17 protein-coding genes are annotated in these 16,323 nt (G+C 62.9%); 5 read left to right on the forward strand and 12 right to left on the reverse strand.

Going from position 1 to position 16,323, the window contains the following annotated elements; genetic code table 11:
- From L2Y97_RS17375 to L2Y97_RS17385, 3 genes are read left to right on the forward strand one after another with little or no spacing between them, the layout of a single operon-like run.
- Entirely contained in the window at positions 1-843 is an 843-nt protein-coding gene (locus tag L2Y97_RS17375) for a CheR family methyltransferase (protein ID WP_247429094.1), read from the forward strand.
- The gene (locus L2Y97_RS17380; protein ID WP_247429097.1) at positions 840-1,409 is read left to right on the forward strand and encodes a chemotaxis protein CheB; all 570 of its coding nucleotides are present in this window, start codon (positions 840-842) and stop codon (positions 1,407-1,409) included. The genes L2Y97_RS17375 and L2Y97_RS17380 overlap by 4 nt, the downstream gene beginning before the upstream one ends.
- Positions 1,406-2,395 (forward strand): diguanylate cyclase domain-containing protein, encoded by a 990-nt coding sequence (locus tag L2Y97_RS17385; RefSeq protein WP_247429099.1) that lies wholly within the window; start codon positions 1,406-1,408, stop codon positions 2,393-2,395. The genes L2Y97_RS17380 and L2Y97_RS17385 overlap by 4 nt, the downstream gene beginning before the upstream one ends.
- A gap of 60 nt (positions 2,396-2,455) precedes the next feature.
- Here the strand turns inward: L2Y97_RS17385 and L2Y97_RS17390 are convergent, their stop codons facing one another.
- Positions 2,456-3,334 (reverse strand): LysR substrate-binding domain-containing protein, encoded by an 879-nt coding sequence (locus L2Y97_RS17390; RefSeq protein WP_247429102.1) that lies wholly within the window; start codon positions 3,332-3,334, stop codon positions 2,456-2,458.
- Positions 3,335-3,385: 51 nt separating this feature from the next.
- Here L2Y97_RS17390 and L2Y97_RS17395 point away from each other — a divergent pair, with 51 nt between their 5' ends.
- Entirely contained in the window at positions 3,386-4,444 is a 1,059-nt protein-coding gene (locus L2Y97_RS17395) for a YeiH family protein (RefSeq protein ID WP_425492861.1), read from the forward strand.
- 207 nt (positions 4,445-4,651) lie between these two features.
- Here L2Y97_RS17395 and L2Y97_RS17400 read toward each other — a convergent pair whose 3' ends face one another.
- Genes L2Y97_RS17400 through L2Y97_RS17415 form a run of 4 tightly spaced genes read right to left on the reverse strand, consistent with a single transcriptional unit; the run spans position 4,652 to position 8,690 of the window.
- On the reverse strand, positions 4,652-5,509 hold the full coding sequence (locus L2Y97_RS17400) for an arginase family protein (RefSeq protein WP_247429106.1): 858 nt from the start codon (positions 5,507-5,509) through the stop codon (positions 4,652-4,654).
- Positions 5,490-6,554: a GNAT family N-acetyltransferase gene (locus L2Y97_RS17405; RefSeq protein ID WP_247429108.1), complete on the reverse strand. Its 1,065-nt coding sequence runs from the start codon at positions 6,552-6,554 to the stop codon at positions 5,490-5,492. Before L2Y97_RS17405 ends, L2Y97_RS17400 begins: the two co-directional genes overlap by 20 nt.
- 19 nt (positions 6,555-6,573) lie before the next feature.
- Positions 6,574-7,977 (reverse strand): aspartate aminotransferase family protein, encoded by a 1,404-nt coding sequence (locus tag L2Y97_RS17410; RefSeq protein WP_247429110.1) that lies wholly within the window; start codon positions 7,975-7,977, stop codon positions 6,574-6,576.
- On the reverse strand, positions 7,974-8,690 hold the full coding sequence (locus L2Y97_RS17415) for an MtnX-like HAD-IB family phosphatase (protein WP_247429112.1): 717 nt from the start codon (positions 8,688-8,690) through the stop codon (positions 7,974-7,976). The genes L2Y97_RS17410 and L2Y97_RS17415 overlap by 4 nt, the downstream gene beginning before the upstream one ends.
- 129 nt (positions 8,691-8,819) lie before the next feature.
- On the opposite strand from L2Y97_RS17415, the gene L2Y97_RS17420 reads away from it, so the two are divergent.
- On the forward strand, positions 8,820-9,584 hold the full coding sequence (locus L2Y97_RS17420) for a MipA/OmpV family protein (RefSeq protein ID WP_247429113.1): 765 nt from the start codon (positions 8,820-8,822) through the stop codon (positions 9,582-9,584).
- A gap of 7 nt (positions 9,585-9,591) precedes the next feature.
- Here the strand turns inward: L2Y97_RS17420 and L2Y97_RS17425 are convergent, their stop codons facing one another.
- The 7 genes from L2Y97_RS17425 to L2Y97_RS17455 form a co-directional block, all read right to left on the reverse strand.
- Complete coding sequence (locus L2Y97_RS17425) at positions 9,592-10,371, reverse strand: CPBP family intramembrane glutamic endopeptidase (protein ID WP_247429115.1); 780 nt, start codon at positions 10,369-10,371, stop codon at positions 9,592-9,594.
- 77 nt (positions 10,372-10,448) lie between these two features.
- Positions 10,449-12,233: a T6SS phospholipase effector Tle1-like catalytic domain-containing protein gene (locus tag L2Y97_RS17430; protein WP_247429117.1), complete on the reverse strand. Its 1,785-nt coding sequence runs from the start codon at positions 12,231-12,233 to the stop codon at positions 10,449-10,451.
- 9 nt (positions 12,234-12,242) lie between these two features.
- The gene (locus L2Y97_RS17435) at positions 12,243-12,779 is read right to left on the reverse strand and encodes a hypothetical protein (RefSeq protein WP_247429118.1); all 537 of its coding nucleotides are present in this window, start codon (positions 12,777-12,779) and stop codon (positions 12,243-12,245) included.
- Positions 12,780-12,914: 135 nt separating this feature from the next.
- Positions 12,915-13,526 (reverse strand): XVIPCD domain-containing protein, encoded by a 612-nt coding sequence (locus L2Y97_RS17440; protein ID WP_247429120.1) that lies wholly within the window; start codon positions 13,524-13,526, stop codon positions 12,915-12,917.
- Positions 13,526-15,223, reverse strand: coding sequence for a type IV secretory system conjugative DNA transfer family protein (locus L2Y97_RS17445; protein WP_247429122.1), 1,698 nt, complete (start codon positions 15,221-15,223; stop codon positions 13,526-13,528). Before L2Y97_RS17445 ends, L2Y97_RS17440 begins: the two co-directional genes overlap by 1 nt.
- 170 nt (positions 15,224-15,393) lie before the next feature.
- Positions 15,394-15,708 (reverse strand): non-heme iron oxygenase ferredoxin subunit, encoded by a 315-nt coding sequence (locus L2Y97_RS17450; RefSeq protein ID WP_247429123.1) that lies wholly within the window; start codon positions 15,706-15,708, stop codon positions 15,394-15,396.
- Positions 15,705-16,238: a GNAT family N-acetyltransferase gene (locus L2Y97_RS17455; protein WP_247429125.1), complete on the reverse strand. Its 534-nt coding sequence runs from the start codon at positions 16,236-16,238 to the stop codon at positions 15,705-15,707. The genes L2Y97_RS17450 and L2Y97_RS17455 overlap by 4 nt, the downstream gene beginning before the upstream one ends.
- Positions 16,239-16,323 lie beyond the last annotated feature (85 nt).

Consider the following 16,323-nt stretch of genomic DNA (forward strand, 5'->3'; position numbering starts at 1 on the left):
GTGGACGTCGAGGACATCGAGATCGAACTGTTCGTCCGCGCCATGCAACGGCGCCACGGCTACGACTTCAGCAATTACGCCCCGGCGTCGCTCAAGCGCCGGGTGCAGCAGCTGGTGCGCACGCACGATGCCGGCACGATCAGTGAACTGAACCGGCGGCTTTTGCACGAGGAAGGCTTCGTCACCCGGATTATCGAAGGCTTGTCCGTGCCCGTCTCGGAGATGTTCCGCGACCCGCCGGTCTTCCGCGCCCTGCGCGACAAGGTCCTACCGATATTGGCTTCGTACCCGGAGATCAACATCTGGCAGGCGGGATGCGCCCACGGGCAGGAGGTGTATTCACTGGCCATCCTGCTTGAAGAAGCCGGCCTCTACGACCGTGCGCGCATCTATGCCACGGATTTCAACGATGCGGCGCTACACGTCGCCGCGGAAGGCATCTATGCGACGCGCGATGCGCGCGACTGGTCGCGCAATTACATCGAAGCGGGCGGCCTGAAATCGTTCAGCGACTACTACAGCGCGCGCTACGACTTCATCAAGCTCGACCAGCGTTTGCGGCGCAACGTCACCTTCTTCAACCACAACCTGGTGACCGATGAGGTGTTCTGCGAGGCGCATCTTATCCTGTGTCGGAACGTGCTCATCTACTTCAACAACAGCCTGCAGGACCATACGCTGGCCCTGTTCCGCGATAGCCTGGTGCGCGGCGGCTTCCTGTGCCTGGGAACACGCGAGAACATTGATTTCTCGCCCGCCGCCGCATGTTTCAGCGACGTGGACGCACCCCTGCGGATCTACCAGGCTAGCAGCGCATCGATGGCGAGGCCGCTGGCACGATGACCGCACGCACCGCCATCGCGATGGGCTGCAGCGCAGGAGGCCTCGCGGCGTTGCAGCGCGTGCTCCCCGCGCTGGACCGGCGGCTCGCCGTGCCGGTGGTGATCTGTTGCCATACGGGCTCCGCGGATGTATCGCTGCTGGTGGAGATCCTCGCCCGGGTGTCGGCCCTGCCCGTGGTGGAAGCCGCCGAGCGTGCACCCGCCGACCCGGGCGTGGTGCACGTCGCGCCCAGTGGCTACCACCTGCTGGTGGAGCCCAACGCACACTTCTCGCTCAGCGTGGATGCGCGCGTCACGTACGCACGTCCCTCGATTGATGTGCTGTTTGAGACGGCCGCCGACGCATGGCAGGGCGGCCTCGTCGCCGTACTCATGACGGGCGCCAATTCCGATGGCGCCACGGGCCTGAAGGCCGTAAGGCACGCCGGCGGATACGCCATCGTGCAGGACCCGGCCAGCGCCGAATCCGATGTGATGCCCCGCGCCGGCCTCGATATCGCCGGGGCCGATGCCTGCCTTTCGCTTGACCACATTGCGCAACGACTTAACGAACTCTGCATCCCATGACCCCGATTCGCCCCAAGATCCTTGTCGTCGACGATACCCCCGCCAACCTCGTGGCCATGCGCCGCCTGCTTGCGCGCGCCGACGCCGATATTTTCGAAGCCAGCAACGGTAACGATGCGCTTGCCCTGTGCCTGGACCACCAGTTCGCACTGGTGCTTCTCGACGTGAACATGCCCGGCATGGATGGCTTCGAAGTCGCCGAGCTGATCACTGAGACCGAGCACCTGCGCGAAACGCCCATCATCTTCGTGACGGCCGCCTACGCCGATGACCTCAACCGCATGAAGGGCTACACGGCGGGCGCCGTGGATTACATTGCCAAGCCCATCAACGATGCGATCCTGCAATCGAAGGTGAAGATCTTCCTGGAGCTGTACCGCGCCCGCGCGCTGCTGCAACACGCGCTGGATGAACTATCCGTGCGAAACCAGCAGCTCACCACCGAAGTGGCCGAGCGCACGCGCATGGAACAACTGGTGCGCCACCAGGCGACGCATGATGCGCTCACGGGGCTACCCAACCGCGTACTGTTCCGCGAACGGCTCGAGGCCGCCCTGGCTACCGCCAATGCGGGTGGGGCTCCTTTTGCCCTGGCTTACATCGATATCGACGGCTTCAAGGGCGTCAATGATGGCCACGGCCACGCCGCCGGCGACGAATTGCTGAAGGCGATCGCAGCACGGGTCGATGCGCGCACGCGCGGCAGCGACACGGTGGCGAGGCTGGGTGGTGACGAATTCGCCGTGCTCCTGCACGACACCAGTGACGGGCAGGCGGCGGTCGCGCGTTGCCAGACCCTTTGCGATGCCATCGCCGAGCCGTACACGCTCTCCGTGGCCGACCTGCGCATCCCGGCGAAGATCGGTGCCAGCATCGGCGTCACCATGTTCCAGCCCGGCGATGCCTACGACCGCCTGGTCTCCACCGCGGACGAGGCGATGTACGAAGCCAAGCGCAGCGGCAAGAACCGCTGCGTCCTGAAATAGACCATGTAGGAGCGCGCTCGCGCGCGAAAAGCCAACGAGGCGGTAAAGCGGCAAGCTTACCTACCCCAACGCCCCAAGAAATGCCTCCAAAACCGCCCCCCGGTACCGCTGCCGGTGCAACAGCACCGACAGCGTCCGGCGCAAGTCGAGGAACGGTGTAGCCAGTACCGCCAGCCGCCCGGTGGCGACCGCGTCCGTGACGGCCACCTCGGGCAGGCAGGCGATGCCTAACCCCGCGATGACGGCCTGTTTGATTGCTTCGGACTGGTCGAGCTCCAGGACAGTTCGTCCTTCGGGCAGTTCCGCGAGCGCCCGCTCGCTCAGCGCGCGCGTGGCTGACCCACGTTCACGCAACACCCAACGCTCACCGGCAAAGTCCTCGCGCTTCAGGCGTTTCTTTCCAGCCAGTCGGTGTGCGGGCCGCGCACACACGACGAGCCGATCCTCACGCCATGGGCGTGCCTCAAGCGCCGGGTGCGCCACCGGCCCCTCCACGCAACCGATATCGACGTCGTGGTCGAGTACGCCCTGCGCAATGCGGTCGGTGTTGGCGACCGTAAGGCGCAAGGCGACCGTGGGGTGGGCATCGACGAAGGGGCCCACGAGATCGCCAACGAGGTAATTGCCTACGGTATTGCTGGCACCTACCCGTAGCTCGCCGCTCAGGGCCGTCACGGCGCCGGATGCACGCCGCGCAAACTCGGCATGCCGCTCCACGAGCTCGCGCGCCAGCGGCAACAGGTTGCGCCCCCGGTCGTTGAGCCGAAGGCGCCCGCGTTCGCGATCGAACAACGGTTCGCCGATCTGCCGCTCCAGCTCACCCAGCGCCATCGAGGCCGCAGGCTGGCTGAGGTGCAGCCGCTCACTGGCAGCGCGCACGCTGCCCGTGGTGGCGATATCAACGAAGACTTCCAACTGGCGAGGGCTGAAGGCATGCATAAGCAAACCTTATGCCTTCAATCAGTCATCTTCAATATCCTTATTGGCTGGATGAGCGGACAATTTATCCGTCCTGATCAACCCAAGGCCTTTGCCGTGTCCACCGTCGCCGCCACTCCTGCGCCCGAATCCCGCCTGCCAGGCATCCTCCTCGCCTTCGCCGTCGCGGCGGTGGCTTTCGGCCTTGGTAGGCTGATGCCCCTGGTGGGCGGCGCGGTCTGCGGCATCGTCCTCGGTATTCTCGTGCGGCACTTCGCAGCCCCTTCGGCGACGTTCCAGCCGGGCATTCGTTTCGCGGGGAAGCAGATCCTGCAGTGGTCGATCATTGCCCTGGGTTTCGGGCTCAGCCTGAACCAGGTGGCGAAAACCGGGCTTGAATCGCTCTCGGTCACCCTGGCCACCGTCGCAGCCGCTGGCCTGGTCGCGTGGGGCCTTGGCCGCGTCCTGCGCGTGCACGACAAGCTACAGGTCCTGATCGGTGTGGGCACTGCCATTTGCGGTGGTTCGGCTATCGCCGCCGTGGTGCCCATCATCAAACCCGATGACCACGACACCGCATTCGCCATCAGCACCATCTTCCTGTTCAACCTGGTGGCCGTGCTGATGTTCCCGTTGCTCGGGCATGCGATGGGTCTGTCCGACCTGGGCTTTGGCCTGTGGGCAGGTACGGCGATCAACGACACCTCGTCGGTCGTGGCTGCGGGCTACAGCTACAGCCACGCCGCGGGTGATTACGCGACCATCGTGAAGCTTACCCGCGCCACGCTGATCATCCCGATCAGCCTGACCATCGCCTTCATCGTCGCGTGGCGACAGAAGCGCGGCGGCGCGGGTGATTTCAGCCTGGCGAAGATCTTCCCCTGGTTCATCCTGTGGTTCCTGGTGGCCTCAGGTATTCGTACCGCCGGCCTCGTCCCTGAAGCACTTGTCCCCATCATCCACTTCATCGCGGAATGCCTGATCATCGTGGCGCTGACCGCCATCGGCCTCTCCGCCGACCTGCGCCGCATGGCGAAAACGGGCCCCCGCCCCATCCTGCTGGGCCTGGGCACGTGGGCGGCCGTGGCGCTGACCAGTTTGCTGGTCCAGCACATCATCGGCCGCTGGTGACGATGTAGCGATTACTCAGACGATCCGGCCAGTGAACAGATTGCACTGGCCTGTACCGATGAAGCCATGAGACTTTGGGCCATTGCATGCGGCGCGCTGGCAGCCAATTCATAACAGCACTCGAGGTGGAATTCCCTCTTGGCCAAGGCCACCAAAACCGCCGCCTGAATCGCGGACGATGCTGCTATGACAGGCGTCCCGAGCGAGCTATCCGTGAATGACGCCGAGCAGGCGCAGATTGAGGGCGTGCTGCTGCTCTTGCCACCCGCGCAGGCGAAGCGGATCGATGTCGGGCTGGTCGTCCATGGCGCTCAGCCGCCGCTTCCACCAGCTTTTATAGACGTGGCGTGAGATATCGCCGGTCACATCGCTGGCGATGATGCGGCCACGCAAGCTGCGAATGATGGCATCCCCACCCGCTTCGCTCAGCGTACCCTGGTCCCAGTTGGTCATCGCCACATCGGGCGCATAGGCATCCTTGTCGATCGACAGGTAGACCGGCTGGCCGGCGCCGGTCTGCATCGCCACGAAATCTTCGACCATCGCGTCGGCATCGGGAAACGACCGGAACGCCGTTTCCAGGCCGAAGCGGGCTGCCCAGCGTGTATCCACACCATTGGACCAGTAGGTGAGTTTCCCGGCCTTAAGCGGGCCGAGGTAGTTCTCCCATGCGTGGCCCTTTCCGATATCGTGGGATGTGATGCCGATGACGTGAACGTGCGTCACCCGCGGCATCATCGCCACGCGCCGAACCCACGACCCACAGTGCACGCCAAACGGAAAGCGCATGTTATCCGGGTGGTTATCGAGCACGACCACCTGGAACGCCTGTTTTCCGGGGACACGGGCGACCAGGGGCCATGTCAGGTGATGGAAATCGCCGCTACCGAGGAACACGGTGCCGTGTTCACGCGGCAGCGTGGCATCGATGGTCAGGCCGAGACGGCGAAGGCGGCTTACCGAGCAACCGAACCGCACGCTCTCTTCGTATTCGCGGAGCGGAACGACGAGGCGATCGGGCAGCTCGCCGACCGAGCCATCCAGATCAAGAACGATGGGTTGCATCGGCGCGTGGCACCCACTGGCTATCGGTTTCGAAGTGGTGCCGGAACCGGGACATGACGGCGCGCAGCAGCGGATTCCGGATGAACACGGCGTGCCGCGTAAGATGGAAGCTGGCCCCAAGCTCCGCTTTAACCTGTGGATCACTCCAGCCGGCCACGTAGTGCGTAAGTCCCCGGGACAACGCGTACTCCAGGTTCACGAACCAGCTGACGAAATACAGGTTGAGGTCGCGCGCCGCCGGGTAGGAAAAGCCCACGTACTTGTCGAGCAGCTTGCCGCCATGCTCGTAGCAGAGGTTCCAGCCGATGAGCCGGCCGGCGTGCCTGTATGTAAAAACCACCCCACCAGGTTCACGAAGGGTGGCCGCGAAAAACTCGCGGGAAAGTTTGTCGAAGTGCACTTCGCTCTGGGCGTACACGTTCTCGAACAGCGCGTAGACCTCGTCGACCGCGCCGTCGGCACGGAATGCTTCGCCGGTCTGAATGGCGTCGACCTGCAGCTCTCCCCGAGTGCGCAACTTGCGACGAAGGTTTTTCCGACGGGACGACGAGAGCCGCCCAAGGTACTCATCGACGCTGGCGAAGTTGATGGGCACATAGGCCAGCGCCTGGCCTTCGATGATCAGGTAGCCGCGATCACGTGCCGCATCGATGAACCGCCGCGTCCACGCACGCTCGGCCGCCGAGGTCAGCGGCGAATCCAAAGCCAGGTCCTTCACGATCAGCAGCGGCTGCTGCTTGCCGTACCGCGCCGACAGATCGGCAGCCATCATCACGGGATGACTGCCGGCATTGAACAAGGCGTACTCGGAGACCGTCGTACCCACGAAGCAGGTACGCATGCGCAGCAGGCGTTTCAGGAACCACTGGAAGGGCAAACGGGTAATCCGCTCACGCAGCGATGCATCCGCCGTGGTGAGCAGATCAAAATCCGTGGAGAAAAGCGGAGCACCATCCCCCGCACGCGTCGGGGTGAACCCGCGCGGGGGGTGGTGCTCGAAGTGCTCGAGCAGCGCATCCGGCTCGAGCTGGTTCACGAAGGCCATTGCAAGCCAACCCGGAATGTCAGCCGCGCTTGGCCAGCGTCAGCAGCTGGTCAAGCAGCGCAATGGCAAGGTCGATTTCATCGTGGCTGATATCGAGCGACGGGGCGAACGTGATCACGTTCTTGTACCAGCCGCCCACGTCGAGCACGAGGCCGATCTTCTTTCCTTCGTGAGTCAGGCCGCCGGCCAGGCCGATATCGACCATGCGATCGAGTAGCGCCTTGTTCGGCGTAAAGCCATCGTCGGTGCAGATCTCGGCGCGCAGGGCCAGGCCCAGGCCGTCGACATCACCGATTTCCTTGTGGCGCTTCTGCAGGTCACGCAGGCCATCCAGGAAGTGCTTACCCTTCTCCGCCACCTTGGTCTCGTAATCCAGCTCATAACCCATCTGGATGACTTCCAGGCCCAGCGCGGTGCCGAGCGGGTTGGAGTTGAACGTGGAATGCGTGGATCCCGGCGGGAATACGGTGGGGTTGATCAGTTCTTCGCGCGCCCAGATGCCGGACAACGGATTCAAGCCGTTGGTCAGCGCCTTGCCGAACACGAGGACGTCGGGGGTAACGCCGAAGTGCTCGATCGACCACAGCTTGCCGGTGCGCCAGAAGCCCATCTGGATTTCATCGACCACCATGAGGATGCCGTACTTGTCGAGCACCTTCTTCAGGTCGATGAAGAAGTTCTTCGGCGGGATGACGTAGCCGCCGGTACCCTGGATAGGCTCGACATAGAACGCGGCGTACTCGGCCTCACCCACCTTCGGGTCCCACACGCCGTTGTATTCGGTTTCGAAGAGGCGCTCGAACTGGCGCACGCACGCGTCCGAGTATTCTTCCGGGGTCATGCCCTTCGGGCGGCGGAAAGGGTACGGGAACGGAATGAACTGCGCGCGCTCACCGAAGTGACCAAAGCGGCGACGGTAGCGGTAGCTCGAGGTGATGGACGACGCACCGAGCGTGCGGCCGTGGTAGCCGCCTTCGAAGGCGAACATCAGGCTCTTGCCGCCCTTGGCGTTACGCACGAGCTTGAGTGAGTCTTCCACCGCCTGCGCGCCACCGACGTTGAAGTGGCAGCGGCCGTCGATACCGAACTTCTGCTTGGCATCCACGGCGATCGTCTTGGCGAGCTCGATCTTGCCCTGGTGCAGGTACTGGCTGGCCACCTGCGGCAGCAGGTCGATCTGCGACTTCAGGCGATCATTCAGGCGCTTGTTGCCGTAGCCGAAATTCACGGCCGAGTACCACATCTGCAGGTCGAGGAACGGGATGTTCTCGCTGTCGTAGATGTAGCTGCCTTCAGCGTGGCGGAAGATCTTCGGCGGATCGACGTAGTGCACGGTATCGCCAAACGAGCAGTACTTGGCTTCATCGGCCAGCAGGGCCGCGTCGTCGATCACGATATCGGGGTTGCGGGAGAGAATATTCATACAGGCAGTTCCACGGTGTTCGGCACGGAAGTGGGCAGGACGGTTTTCGGCGGCAGGCGGCCGTCGAGCAGATCGGGGAGCAGCGCCAGCGCTTCATCGAAGCTGGCGATAGGTGCGTACGGGATGCCGGCGGCGCGGCAATGCTCGATAAGGCGATTCTTCGCGAATACGAAATCGACGCGATCGGCGGCGCAGAAGTCGGAGGCGCCATCGCCGATGAGCAACGTTTTGCCACCGCGGGCGCGAGCCACGTCGACACGGGCGCATTTACAGGTGCCGCTGCGGCAGCCATCGGCTGAGAACGGCGAGGTGAGGTTCCACGCACGTGGTGCTGACTGCTTGAGATGGTTGGCCACCGTCGGAAGGCTGTCGATACCGTGGTTCTTCAAGATGGCGTGGATCGCGTGATCGAGGCCATCACTGACGATCTCCATGGGAATGCCCAGGTCGATCGTGGCCTTCACGAAGGCAGCGAAACCATGGTCGATATGCAAGCCATTGAGGTGCGAACGCAGTTCGTCATCACTCATGTCGAGCAACGCCACCTGCCCGGCCATGCACACGGCGGAACCGATGCGGCCCTCACGCCAGTCGCGCTCAAGCACTTCCCAGCCCGGGCGGCCGTAGCGATCGAGCAGCGAATCGATCACGTCCTCCACGGCGATGGTGCCGTCGAAGTCGCAGAGGATGTTCCAGTCGGGCGAAGTGAGCACGTAACGGGCACCGGTGTCAGGATGTTGCGAAGGCTAGGGGCCCATCCTTTCCCATCCCTTTCCCTTTACTGAAAGCAACTTGTAAGCACGTTGTGGCACCCTGCCGCTCTCCCCGTCCTGTTTTTACGCATGCGCCGCACGAGCCTTTCCCTCCTTCTTGCGCTGGCCGCCTGCACCGTGGCCCATGCCGACGACGACACCCCGACCTATGCGTTTGGCGCTGGCATCCAGCGCATGCCGGCATGGCAGGGCTCAAAGGACACGCGCAACCAGGCCGTGCCGTATATCGATATCGAGCTGCCGGGCGTGGGTGAGGTGTCGACCACCGATGGGCTCACCCTCGACGTGATCCACGGAGAGCACTGGCACGGCGGCCTGTATGGCAACTGGCTCTGGGGCCGTACCCGTAACGAGCTGGGCCCCCAACTGGGCGGCAAGGTGGCCTCGCTGTCGCCGCGCTGGCAAGGTGGTGGCTATCTGGAATACGCGTTCGACAAGAAGCTCAGCGTGGGCACCCACGTCGCGCATGACACGAGTGGCGCCGGCGCTTACGCGGCCCTCTACGCCGATTGGCAACTTCCCGATGTGTGGTACATCCAGCACTCGCTGGAACTGCAGGTGGAAGGCATGAACGGCGCCGCGATGACGCGCTTCTTCGGCGTCACGCCATCCGAGGCGCAGGCGATCGGCACGGCGCCCTACCAGCCGGGCGCTGGCTGGCACTCCGCCAACCTCGAATACGACGCCTTCGTGCCTACCTCATTGCATACGGGCTTCGCGGTGGCGCTGTCGTATGCGCGCCTGTACGGCAATGCAGCCGATAGCCCGCTCGTGCGCGATTTCGGTGCCCGCCGCCAGGTCACGACGACGCTGGCGTTCGTCGTTCACTTCTAACGGTGCCTCACGCCGGATCGGCGTGCAGGTCGTCGCCTTCCAGGTTCGTGGGAACGGCGAACAAGACGCCCAGCATCACGACGTGCGCTGCGGCCGACAGGTAGGGCGCCCAGCCGGGCATGACGATGTCGTAGGGCAGCACCGTATCGATCAGCTGGTTCGCCAGGTTCCAGCCCCAGTGCAGGCCCACGGCGAGCCACAGGGTGCCGGCCCGAACGACTGCCGTCGCATACGCCACCCCAAAGAAGAACAGCATCACCCATTCGCCGGCACCGCTGCCCAGCCTATACATATGGTTCAGCACATGGACCACCGCGGAAACCAGGACGAAGGCCCAGGGCGACCACGCGATGCGTGTGGCGCGATAGATAAAGCCACGCGCCAGGAGGTCCTCGGCGACCGAGGGAACGAACGTCACCAGCAAGGCCCACGGCAGCGACGTAGCGAACGACATGGCGGCCGCGGCAGCCGTTTCAGGTGCACGTGCGGCGTATACACCCAGGCCCATGCCGACACAGACCGCCACGTACTTCAGCAGCAGGGCCAGCACCAGCCCGCCGGAAAGGAGCACTAGCGTGCTCCGGCGCCACTCGAGCGCGTAGGCGTCATAACCCTTGAAGCCCAGCCAGCGCCCCAGCGGCCACGCCACCGCGAGCATCGCGACCAGGAAAGCCCCCGAAACCGCCAGGCTATGGAATACATGCCCGCCAAGGCCCTCTGCCGCATGGTAGAGGACACACAGGACAACGAACGCGATGACGACGCGCTTGCGGTCGACGGCAGGCATGGATTCCCCGGTAAGGTTGGCGCGGGGCACAGCTTAGGGCCGGGAGGCCCTTGGGCGCCATAGCCTGGTCGGCAAAATCAGCGCGACATCGACATTCCCTGCTCCTGCTGCTGGCTCAACTGCATCTGCCGGTCCTGCGCCATCTGCTCCCACTGCTGGTTAGCCATCTGCAGATCCTGGGAAGCTGTTGCGACAGGTGTCTGGAAGGCCTCCAGCGCGTCGACCTTGCCCCACCTGGTACGAGGATCATCAAGGTCGCCGCGGAACGCCTGGTACATATGCACTTCCGGCTCAATGTTGCCTTGCTTGTCCTGGCCGAGGCTCATGTGCGTCACGTCGGTCATCCCGCAGCGCCTGGCCTGAGCGACCGAACAGTGCGCAAGCCGTTCCATTTGCTGGTCGGAAAGGGTGATGCCTTCTTCGGCGTGGAGGGTGGTTAGCTGGTCGTGGATTGAGTTGTAGAGACGGTGGTCACGGTGAGCGGGGTGCGCAGGGCTGGTGGGTGCGGGTACGACCGGGGCATCGGGCTCAAGCCACGGAAAGCGGCTGAACTCGATGCGGTTGTCGCGGGCGTGTTCGATCTGCCCTTCCGAACTCAAGACAGGCTGAATTTTCGGCTCAGCGAAAGGTTCTGGGCGGGCTTCATGGCCTTCTATGTCAAGGGCATCCTCGCCACGATCCCTTCCGGTCAACGGCGCGGCATCTCGTAACAAGTCATGCTTGAACTGAAGGTCAAGATCCATGACTTCTGACGGCACTTCGCCCACGTGTACGCGCGCCCTATCTGGCACCTGAGCAAGGACTTCTTCGCTCGTTCCTTCCGGCAATGCACATCGCACAACGGGACGGCAATCCGGCGCACCTTTCTGCGCGCCACGCACGCCCCTAGCCCCCAGGCGATCGTGGACACGAGTGTCGTAAATAATGGAGTGCTCTTCCGAACGATGAATCGGATACCTTTGGACGTCGTCGTAAAGTTGATAGCGCTCGAGTAGCCTCTGCTCGCTGAGTCCGTCAATGAAGTCGATCATCAGGTTGCCACTTGCGCGGGCCAAGCCATCCTCGTGGTAACTGCCGCCCACGTCAGAATGAGCCCCAGGTACAGTGATGGCGAGCAACCGACGGTCAGCCGAGAGCCCCTGCGGAATGATCATGGATGACGGAAACTGGCTACGCCGCTCGTCCTTGGCCGTAACCTGGAAGCCAGCAACCACCGAAGGCGACACACGGCGATCATGGCGAGTTGGGTGACCCGTGGCGACGGGGTCAAACAGCGCGACGGCTTGTGGGATTGTTCCCGCCCGAATCAGCTGCTTTCGGTCTCGACCGACCTTTGTCGAGACACCTTCATCGTGAAGCCTTCGCGAGAAGGACATGACCTCCTCACCGCCCCGACTAAAGCCTGTCGATACGACCCTGATACGCGCTTCCGGATCCTCAGCCAACCATTCTTCAACCTTTAGTGAAAGACGCTTCCGCATGATCTCAACGCGTTCATCGTGCGAATAGCCTACGGCGCCATCAACCAATCGCAGAACGAACCCCGATTGGGTCCCAGGCCCCGCAACATAGAATGACGAAATGCGAGAATCCTTCTTCGCCTTAAGCTGCTCAGCGAAACGACCTACATTCGTCATGTGATGCGGGTCACCATCCACATCATTACCTGTACCGTCGAAGTTCGCTAAGAAGAGTCGCTCGTGCGGAGCGTCGGCGTGAAGAAGGATTGGGACGCGCATTGATCCAAGAAGGTGCTTCGCCGCGTCGTATGACCTCAGGTCATGAATGGTTGAACGAGTGCTGGACACACCGTCAAGCCGCCTTCCGTCACGACCTATCTTGTGAGTTTCCTTGATTTTCATTGCATTCCCTTAGTAGGTCTTTGAGTACGCTAGAACCGAGTCGTGGCGAGCCTTGTAGCTTTCGTCGCGTTCCCCGGTGGCCTTCCTCAGATAAACCATCGACTGCATATACACCTGAACGGTCCGGTCATCGACAACCAGCAAAATCAGGGGCTCGCCATTCACGCTATCGTCTTCGACGTCCTCTACAGGTTCTGCATGGATGACCACCCGGTCTCTGAATATTGAACCGATATCGATTTCAGCCTCATGCCTTTCGCCGTCGAGGGATTGCCATGAAACGATTGCCGGACCCGGAAAGTTCCGAATCGCAATATGCCCGTTTCTAGCGATCTTGATGACACCTTCCCTCAATGGAGAGACAGGACCACCCTCAAGCTCTTCGACCTGAAATCGGTTCGCATAGAGAACCTTGCAACTGCGTGTATTCCCGCATTCCGCCGAGAACGCATGGTGACGAAAGTGCGTCGGTCGAGGCGGCCTTTTGCCCGAGTCAGCCGCCGCACATCCTGCTACCAGCAGCGCTGTGGCCGCCAGCGCCGTCATTCGAAACCTCATTTCACTTCTCCCTTCACGCCGTGTTTCGTTCCGATGGCATACCTACGCTTTTGACTCAGAACGGCGTCCCCATTAAGACGCGCGTCTGTCCCGGCACGTTCAGAGGTGCGATCTCGACTACTGTCACGGGTTACCGCTGTCATAGGTCATGCCCCTATCCGTGTATCGAATGGTCAAGATCAACTGGTTGTGCTTGGCCGCGAGACCAGAAATCGCGGGGATGTCCACGGCGCCTGCCGGCCGGCCACCCGGTCCCTTACCTGGGTGCTGGTGAAGGGTGAGCAGGCGTGATGCCCACGGCGCCCCCTTTGGCCATGACTCGATCTCGTCCACCTTTTCCAGCTTATTCAGGCGTGCGCAGAAGAATGCCGCCATCGCAATGCGCTCGGCCTCGTCATCCGCGAGCGCATGGCTGCTGCTGGACCGGAACTTCTCAATCAGCACACGGATGTCCGCGTACATCGCGTGATGCGGATGACACCTATCCTGCGGCCCGTGGACAAAGGGATCCGACGGACATTTGTCCGGTGACGGGGTGCGGATGTACACAATGCCATGCTCTTCCGCCAGGTCCTCGACGGAAATGTCAGGCCATCCCGCCATCTCCTCGGCATCCTCCGTAGCCTGGGCGACGAGTTCCTGTCTGGTCTTCCCCCGGTCATCCGGTGTTGCGCAGCCCGCCAGGACAAACCACATACCTACCGCGGCCACGGCCGTTCGCTTATTCCTCTTCATCACACTCCTTTCGAGGGCTTCACGCCCTTCACCTTTAGCGTCTCAACGTCCACCTTCGGCATGAGCCGTCGGGTGAAGTACTTCTCCTGGTAATAGCGAATCTTGTCCGCCATGACCGGATGGGGAATGCCCTCGTAGAAGAAGACTTCCTTGTCCTGGCTCATTGCCTTCAACTCCTGGGGCAGCATGAGCGCGCGTCGCTCGTCGTTGTGGGTGACGCTGATGCCCTGCCCGCGGGAAATGCTTTTCTGCCGGACCGTGGTGTAGCCAAGCATTTCCGAGTAGTCATTCGCGTCACGCTGTTCGCGCGGCGTATAGACGATTTGCAGAGCGTGGTTGGTAACGAAGCTGCGCGCCACATCAGGCCCGTACACGGCGTCAAGCTGCGACAGGCTCTGGATGATCGGCAGCACCCGCAGGTTGTAGCCGGCGATGAAGGAGACGGCGCTGGCGAGGATGTCGACGCGGCCAATGGCGGTGAACTCGTCCATCAGGAGGAGGCATTGGTGCTGCAGCTCCTTGTTCTGCGCCGGTAGCTCGCTGGTATTGAGCTTCACCAGCTGGCTGAAGAACATGTTGATGAGTACCCGGCTTTCGGCCAGCTTGTTGGGCTGGATACCGATGTAGATGGTCATCTTCTTCTTGCGTACATCGGTCAGCAGGAAGTCGTTGCCACTGGTCGCGGCATCGAGCACTGGGTTCAGGAACATGTTCAGCGGTTCGCGGAACGAGCCCAAGATCGAGGCGAAGGTGTCCTCGGCCTGGGAGAGCAGGTTATTGAACGCGTTACGTGTGGCATCGGAGAGGTAGGGCTGGGTGGCGAGCCCTTGCAGGTACGCCTTGAAGTCGTCGCCCTCGCCCGTGGAAATGCGGAACACCTCGCCCAGCGTCGGTTCGTGGGAAGGCTGCAGGCGGCTGCCACCCGACTGCGCATCGCGGCGTTCGAAGAGGTACATGGTGAAGGCGACGAAGGCGTTGCGGGCCTGGCTCACCCAGAAGCCATCTGCGCCGCCGCTGTCCGGGTAGAGCGTCTCGGCGAGCGCCATGATGTCCGAGATGCGAAACAGGCCATCCGAAACGTAGTGCAACGGATTCCAGCGCGCCGTTCGCAGATCCTCCGCGAACGGATTGAACAGGTAGACCTCCTGCCCCTGCGCCTTGCGCCAGCCGCTGGTGAGGTCGAAGTTTTCCTGCTTGATGTCGAGAACGACGACCGAACCCTGATAGCTCAGCAGGTTGGGAATGACGATGCCGACGCCCTTGCCCGTACGCGTGGGTGCAGCGAGGATCGCGAACTGCTGACCCGACATGTAGACGAACCGGCGACCACGGCGACCCACGACCAGCGCGGTAGGCGTGTGCTTGAACATGCCTTTGCGGGCGAGATCCCGCCTGGAGGCGAAACGCGCTTTGCCGTGCAGGGCCTGTCCCGGCGAGCGGAAGAGCAGGATGAGCGTTGCCGTGGCGATGAGCAGCGGTATGCCCGCGCCGACGCCGCCGGCCAGCCAGATGCGCCATGCGTACGGCTGGTACGCCGGCTCATGCACATGCTGGTAGTAGGCCCACCACGCAAGCCACCATCGCTCGGAGACATCGACGCCGAGCAGGCGCGCAAGCAGGTGCGCCGTGATCCACGGGGCCCACGCGAGCGCCCCCACAACCGTGGCCACGGCAGCCACCACCTTCCCTGTACGCATGACACTCCAACCGGCAAGAACGAGGGACGATTCTTTGCCACGAATGGCGTGTCATTCAATCAGTGTTTTCGCAACCCTATGTAGTACTTTGACTTCCAGGCATGCGAACTTCGCCCGACGTGCCGCGTCAGGCCTTTCCTACTTCAGAGATGACTCAACGCGACCGCGATTCAGCGATCGTCGCGAGTCCAGATGAAGCCGTCGGCTTCCTGCACAGGGAAGACGGTGACAGGCTCATAGGCGGGTGGGCACGTGACTTCGCCCGAGCGCAGGTCGAAACGCGCGCCATGGCGTACGCACTCCACTTCGAAGCCAACCACCGGGCCGCCGGCAAGCTCGCCGCCGTCGTGGGTGCAGACATCTTCAATGGCGTAGAGATCGCCATCGATGTTGTAAACAGCAATGGCGGTGTCGCCATCCCATGCCACGCGGAACTCGCCGGGTAGCAGCTCACTACGCGTGCCGACTTTCACCCAGCCGTTCACGCGCCCAGGTCCTTCACAAGGTACTCGAAGCGCAGGTCGTCGCGCTGCGGCAGGCCGAAGCGCTCATCGCCATAGGGGAACGGCTTGGTACGCCCCGTGCGGGCATAGCCGCGGCGCTCGTACCAGGCGATCAGCTCGGCGCGGATATCAATGACCGTCATTTCCACGCGTTCGCTATGCCACTCATCGCGGGCGATGCGCTCCACCTCTTCGATCACCAGGCGACCGATACCCGTGCCCTGAAACGGCGGGTGCACGGAGAACATGCCGAAGTAGCACACAGCTCCCTGCCGCTCGATGTAGCAGGAGGCGGCCACGAGCCCATCGCGCTCGAACAGCACGAAGCGGCCGTTGGGGCCGGTTAGCAGTTCTTCGATCTCGGTGATGTCGGTGCGGCGGCCATGGAGGAAATCAGCCTCGGTGGTCCAGCCGGCGCGGCTGGCGTCGCCGCGGTAGGCGGATTCGACCAGCGTGGCGATGACGGCGGCATCGGCCTGGGTGGCGGTGCGAAAGGTGTGCTTGGGGGTCATGGGGCGATTTTAAGCCCGGGGGAAGCGTCGCGCGCAAGGTTGCCCGCGCGCGACGTCGCAAACCCCATCGCGCGCGAGCGCGCTC

The organism is Luteibacter aegosomatissinici, assembly GCF_023078495.1.
In the GTDB taxonomy this organism is placed as follows: Bacteria; Pseudomonadota; Gammaproteobacteria; order Xanthomonadales; family Rhodanobacteraceae; genus Luteibacter; species Luteibacter aegosomatissinici.

Excerpts from the sequence above, each read along its gene's own strand:
- L2Y97_RS17405 (WP_247429108.1), bottom strand. The coding sequence starts at position 6,554 with ATGGCCTTCGTGAACCAGCTCGAGCCGGATGCGCTGCTCGAGCACTTC.
- L2Y97_RS17420 (WP_247429113.1), top strand. The coding sequence starts at position 8,820 with ATGCGCCGCACGAGCCTTTCCCTCCTTCTTGCGCTGGCCGCCTGCACC.
- L2Y97_RS17445 (WP_247429122.1), bottom strand. The coding sequence starts at position 15,223 with ATGCGTACAGGGAAGGTGGTGGCTGCCGTGGCCACGGTTGTGGGGGCG.
- L2Y97_RS17430 (WP_247429117.1), bottom strand. The coding sequence starts at position 12,233 with ATGAAAATCAAGGAAACTCACAAGATAGGTCGTGACGGAAGGCGGCTT.
- L2Y97_RS17440 (WP_247429120.1), bottom strand. The coding sequence starts at position 13,526 with ATGAAGAGGAATAAGCGAACGGCCGTGGCCGCGGTAGGTATGTGGTTT.
- L2Y97_RS17435 (WP_247429118.1), bottom strand. The coding sequence starts at position 12,779 with ATGACGGCGCTGGCGGCCACAGCGCTGCTGGTAGCAGGATGTGCGGCG.
- L2Y97_RS17400 (WP_247429106.1), bottom strand. The coding sequence starts at position 5,509 with ATGCAACCCATCGTTCTTGATCTGGATGGCTCGGTCGGCGAGCTGCCC.
- L2Y97_RS17410 (WP_247429110.1), bottom strand. The coding sequence starts at position 7,977 with ATGAATATTCTCTCCCGCAACCCCGATATCGTGATCGACGACGCGGCC.
- L2Y97_RS17395 (WP_425492861.1), top strand. The coding sequence starts at position 3,386 with ATGAGCGGACAATTTATCCGTCCTGATCAACCCAAGGCCTTTGCCGTG.
- L2Y97_RS17455 (WP_247429125.1), bottom strand. The coding sequence starts at position 16,238 with ATGACCCCCAAGCACACCTTTCGCACCGCCACCCAGGCCGATGCCGCC.
- L2Y97_RS17390 (WP_247429102.1), bottom strand. The coding sequence starts at position 3,334 with ATGCATGCCTTCAGCCCTCGCCAGTTGGAAGTCTTCGTTGATATCGCC.
- L2Y97_RS17380 (WP_247429097.1), top strand. The coding sequence starts at position 840 with ATGACCGCACGCACCGCCATCGCGATGGGCTGCAGCGCAGGAGGCCTC.
- L2Y97_RS17385 (WP_247429099.1), top strand. The coding sequence starts at position 1,406 with ATGACCCCGATTCGCCCCAAGATCCTTGTCGTCGACGATACCCCCGCC.
- L2Y97_RS17425 (WP_247429115.1), bottom strand. The coding sequence starts at position 10,371 with ATGCCTGCCGTCGACCGCAAGCGCGTCGTCATCGCGTTCGTTGTCCTG.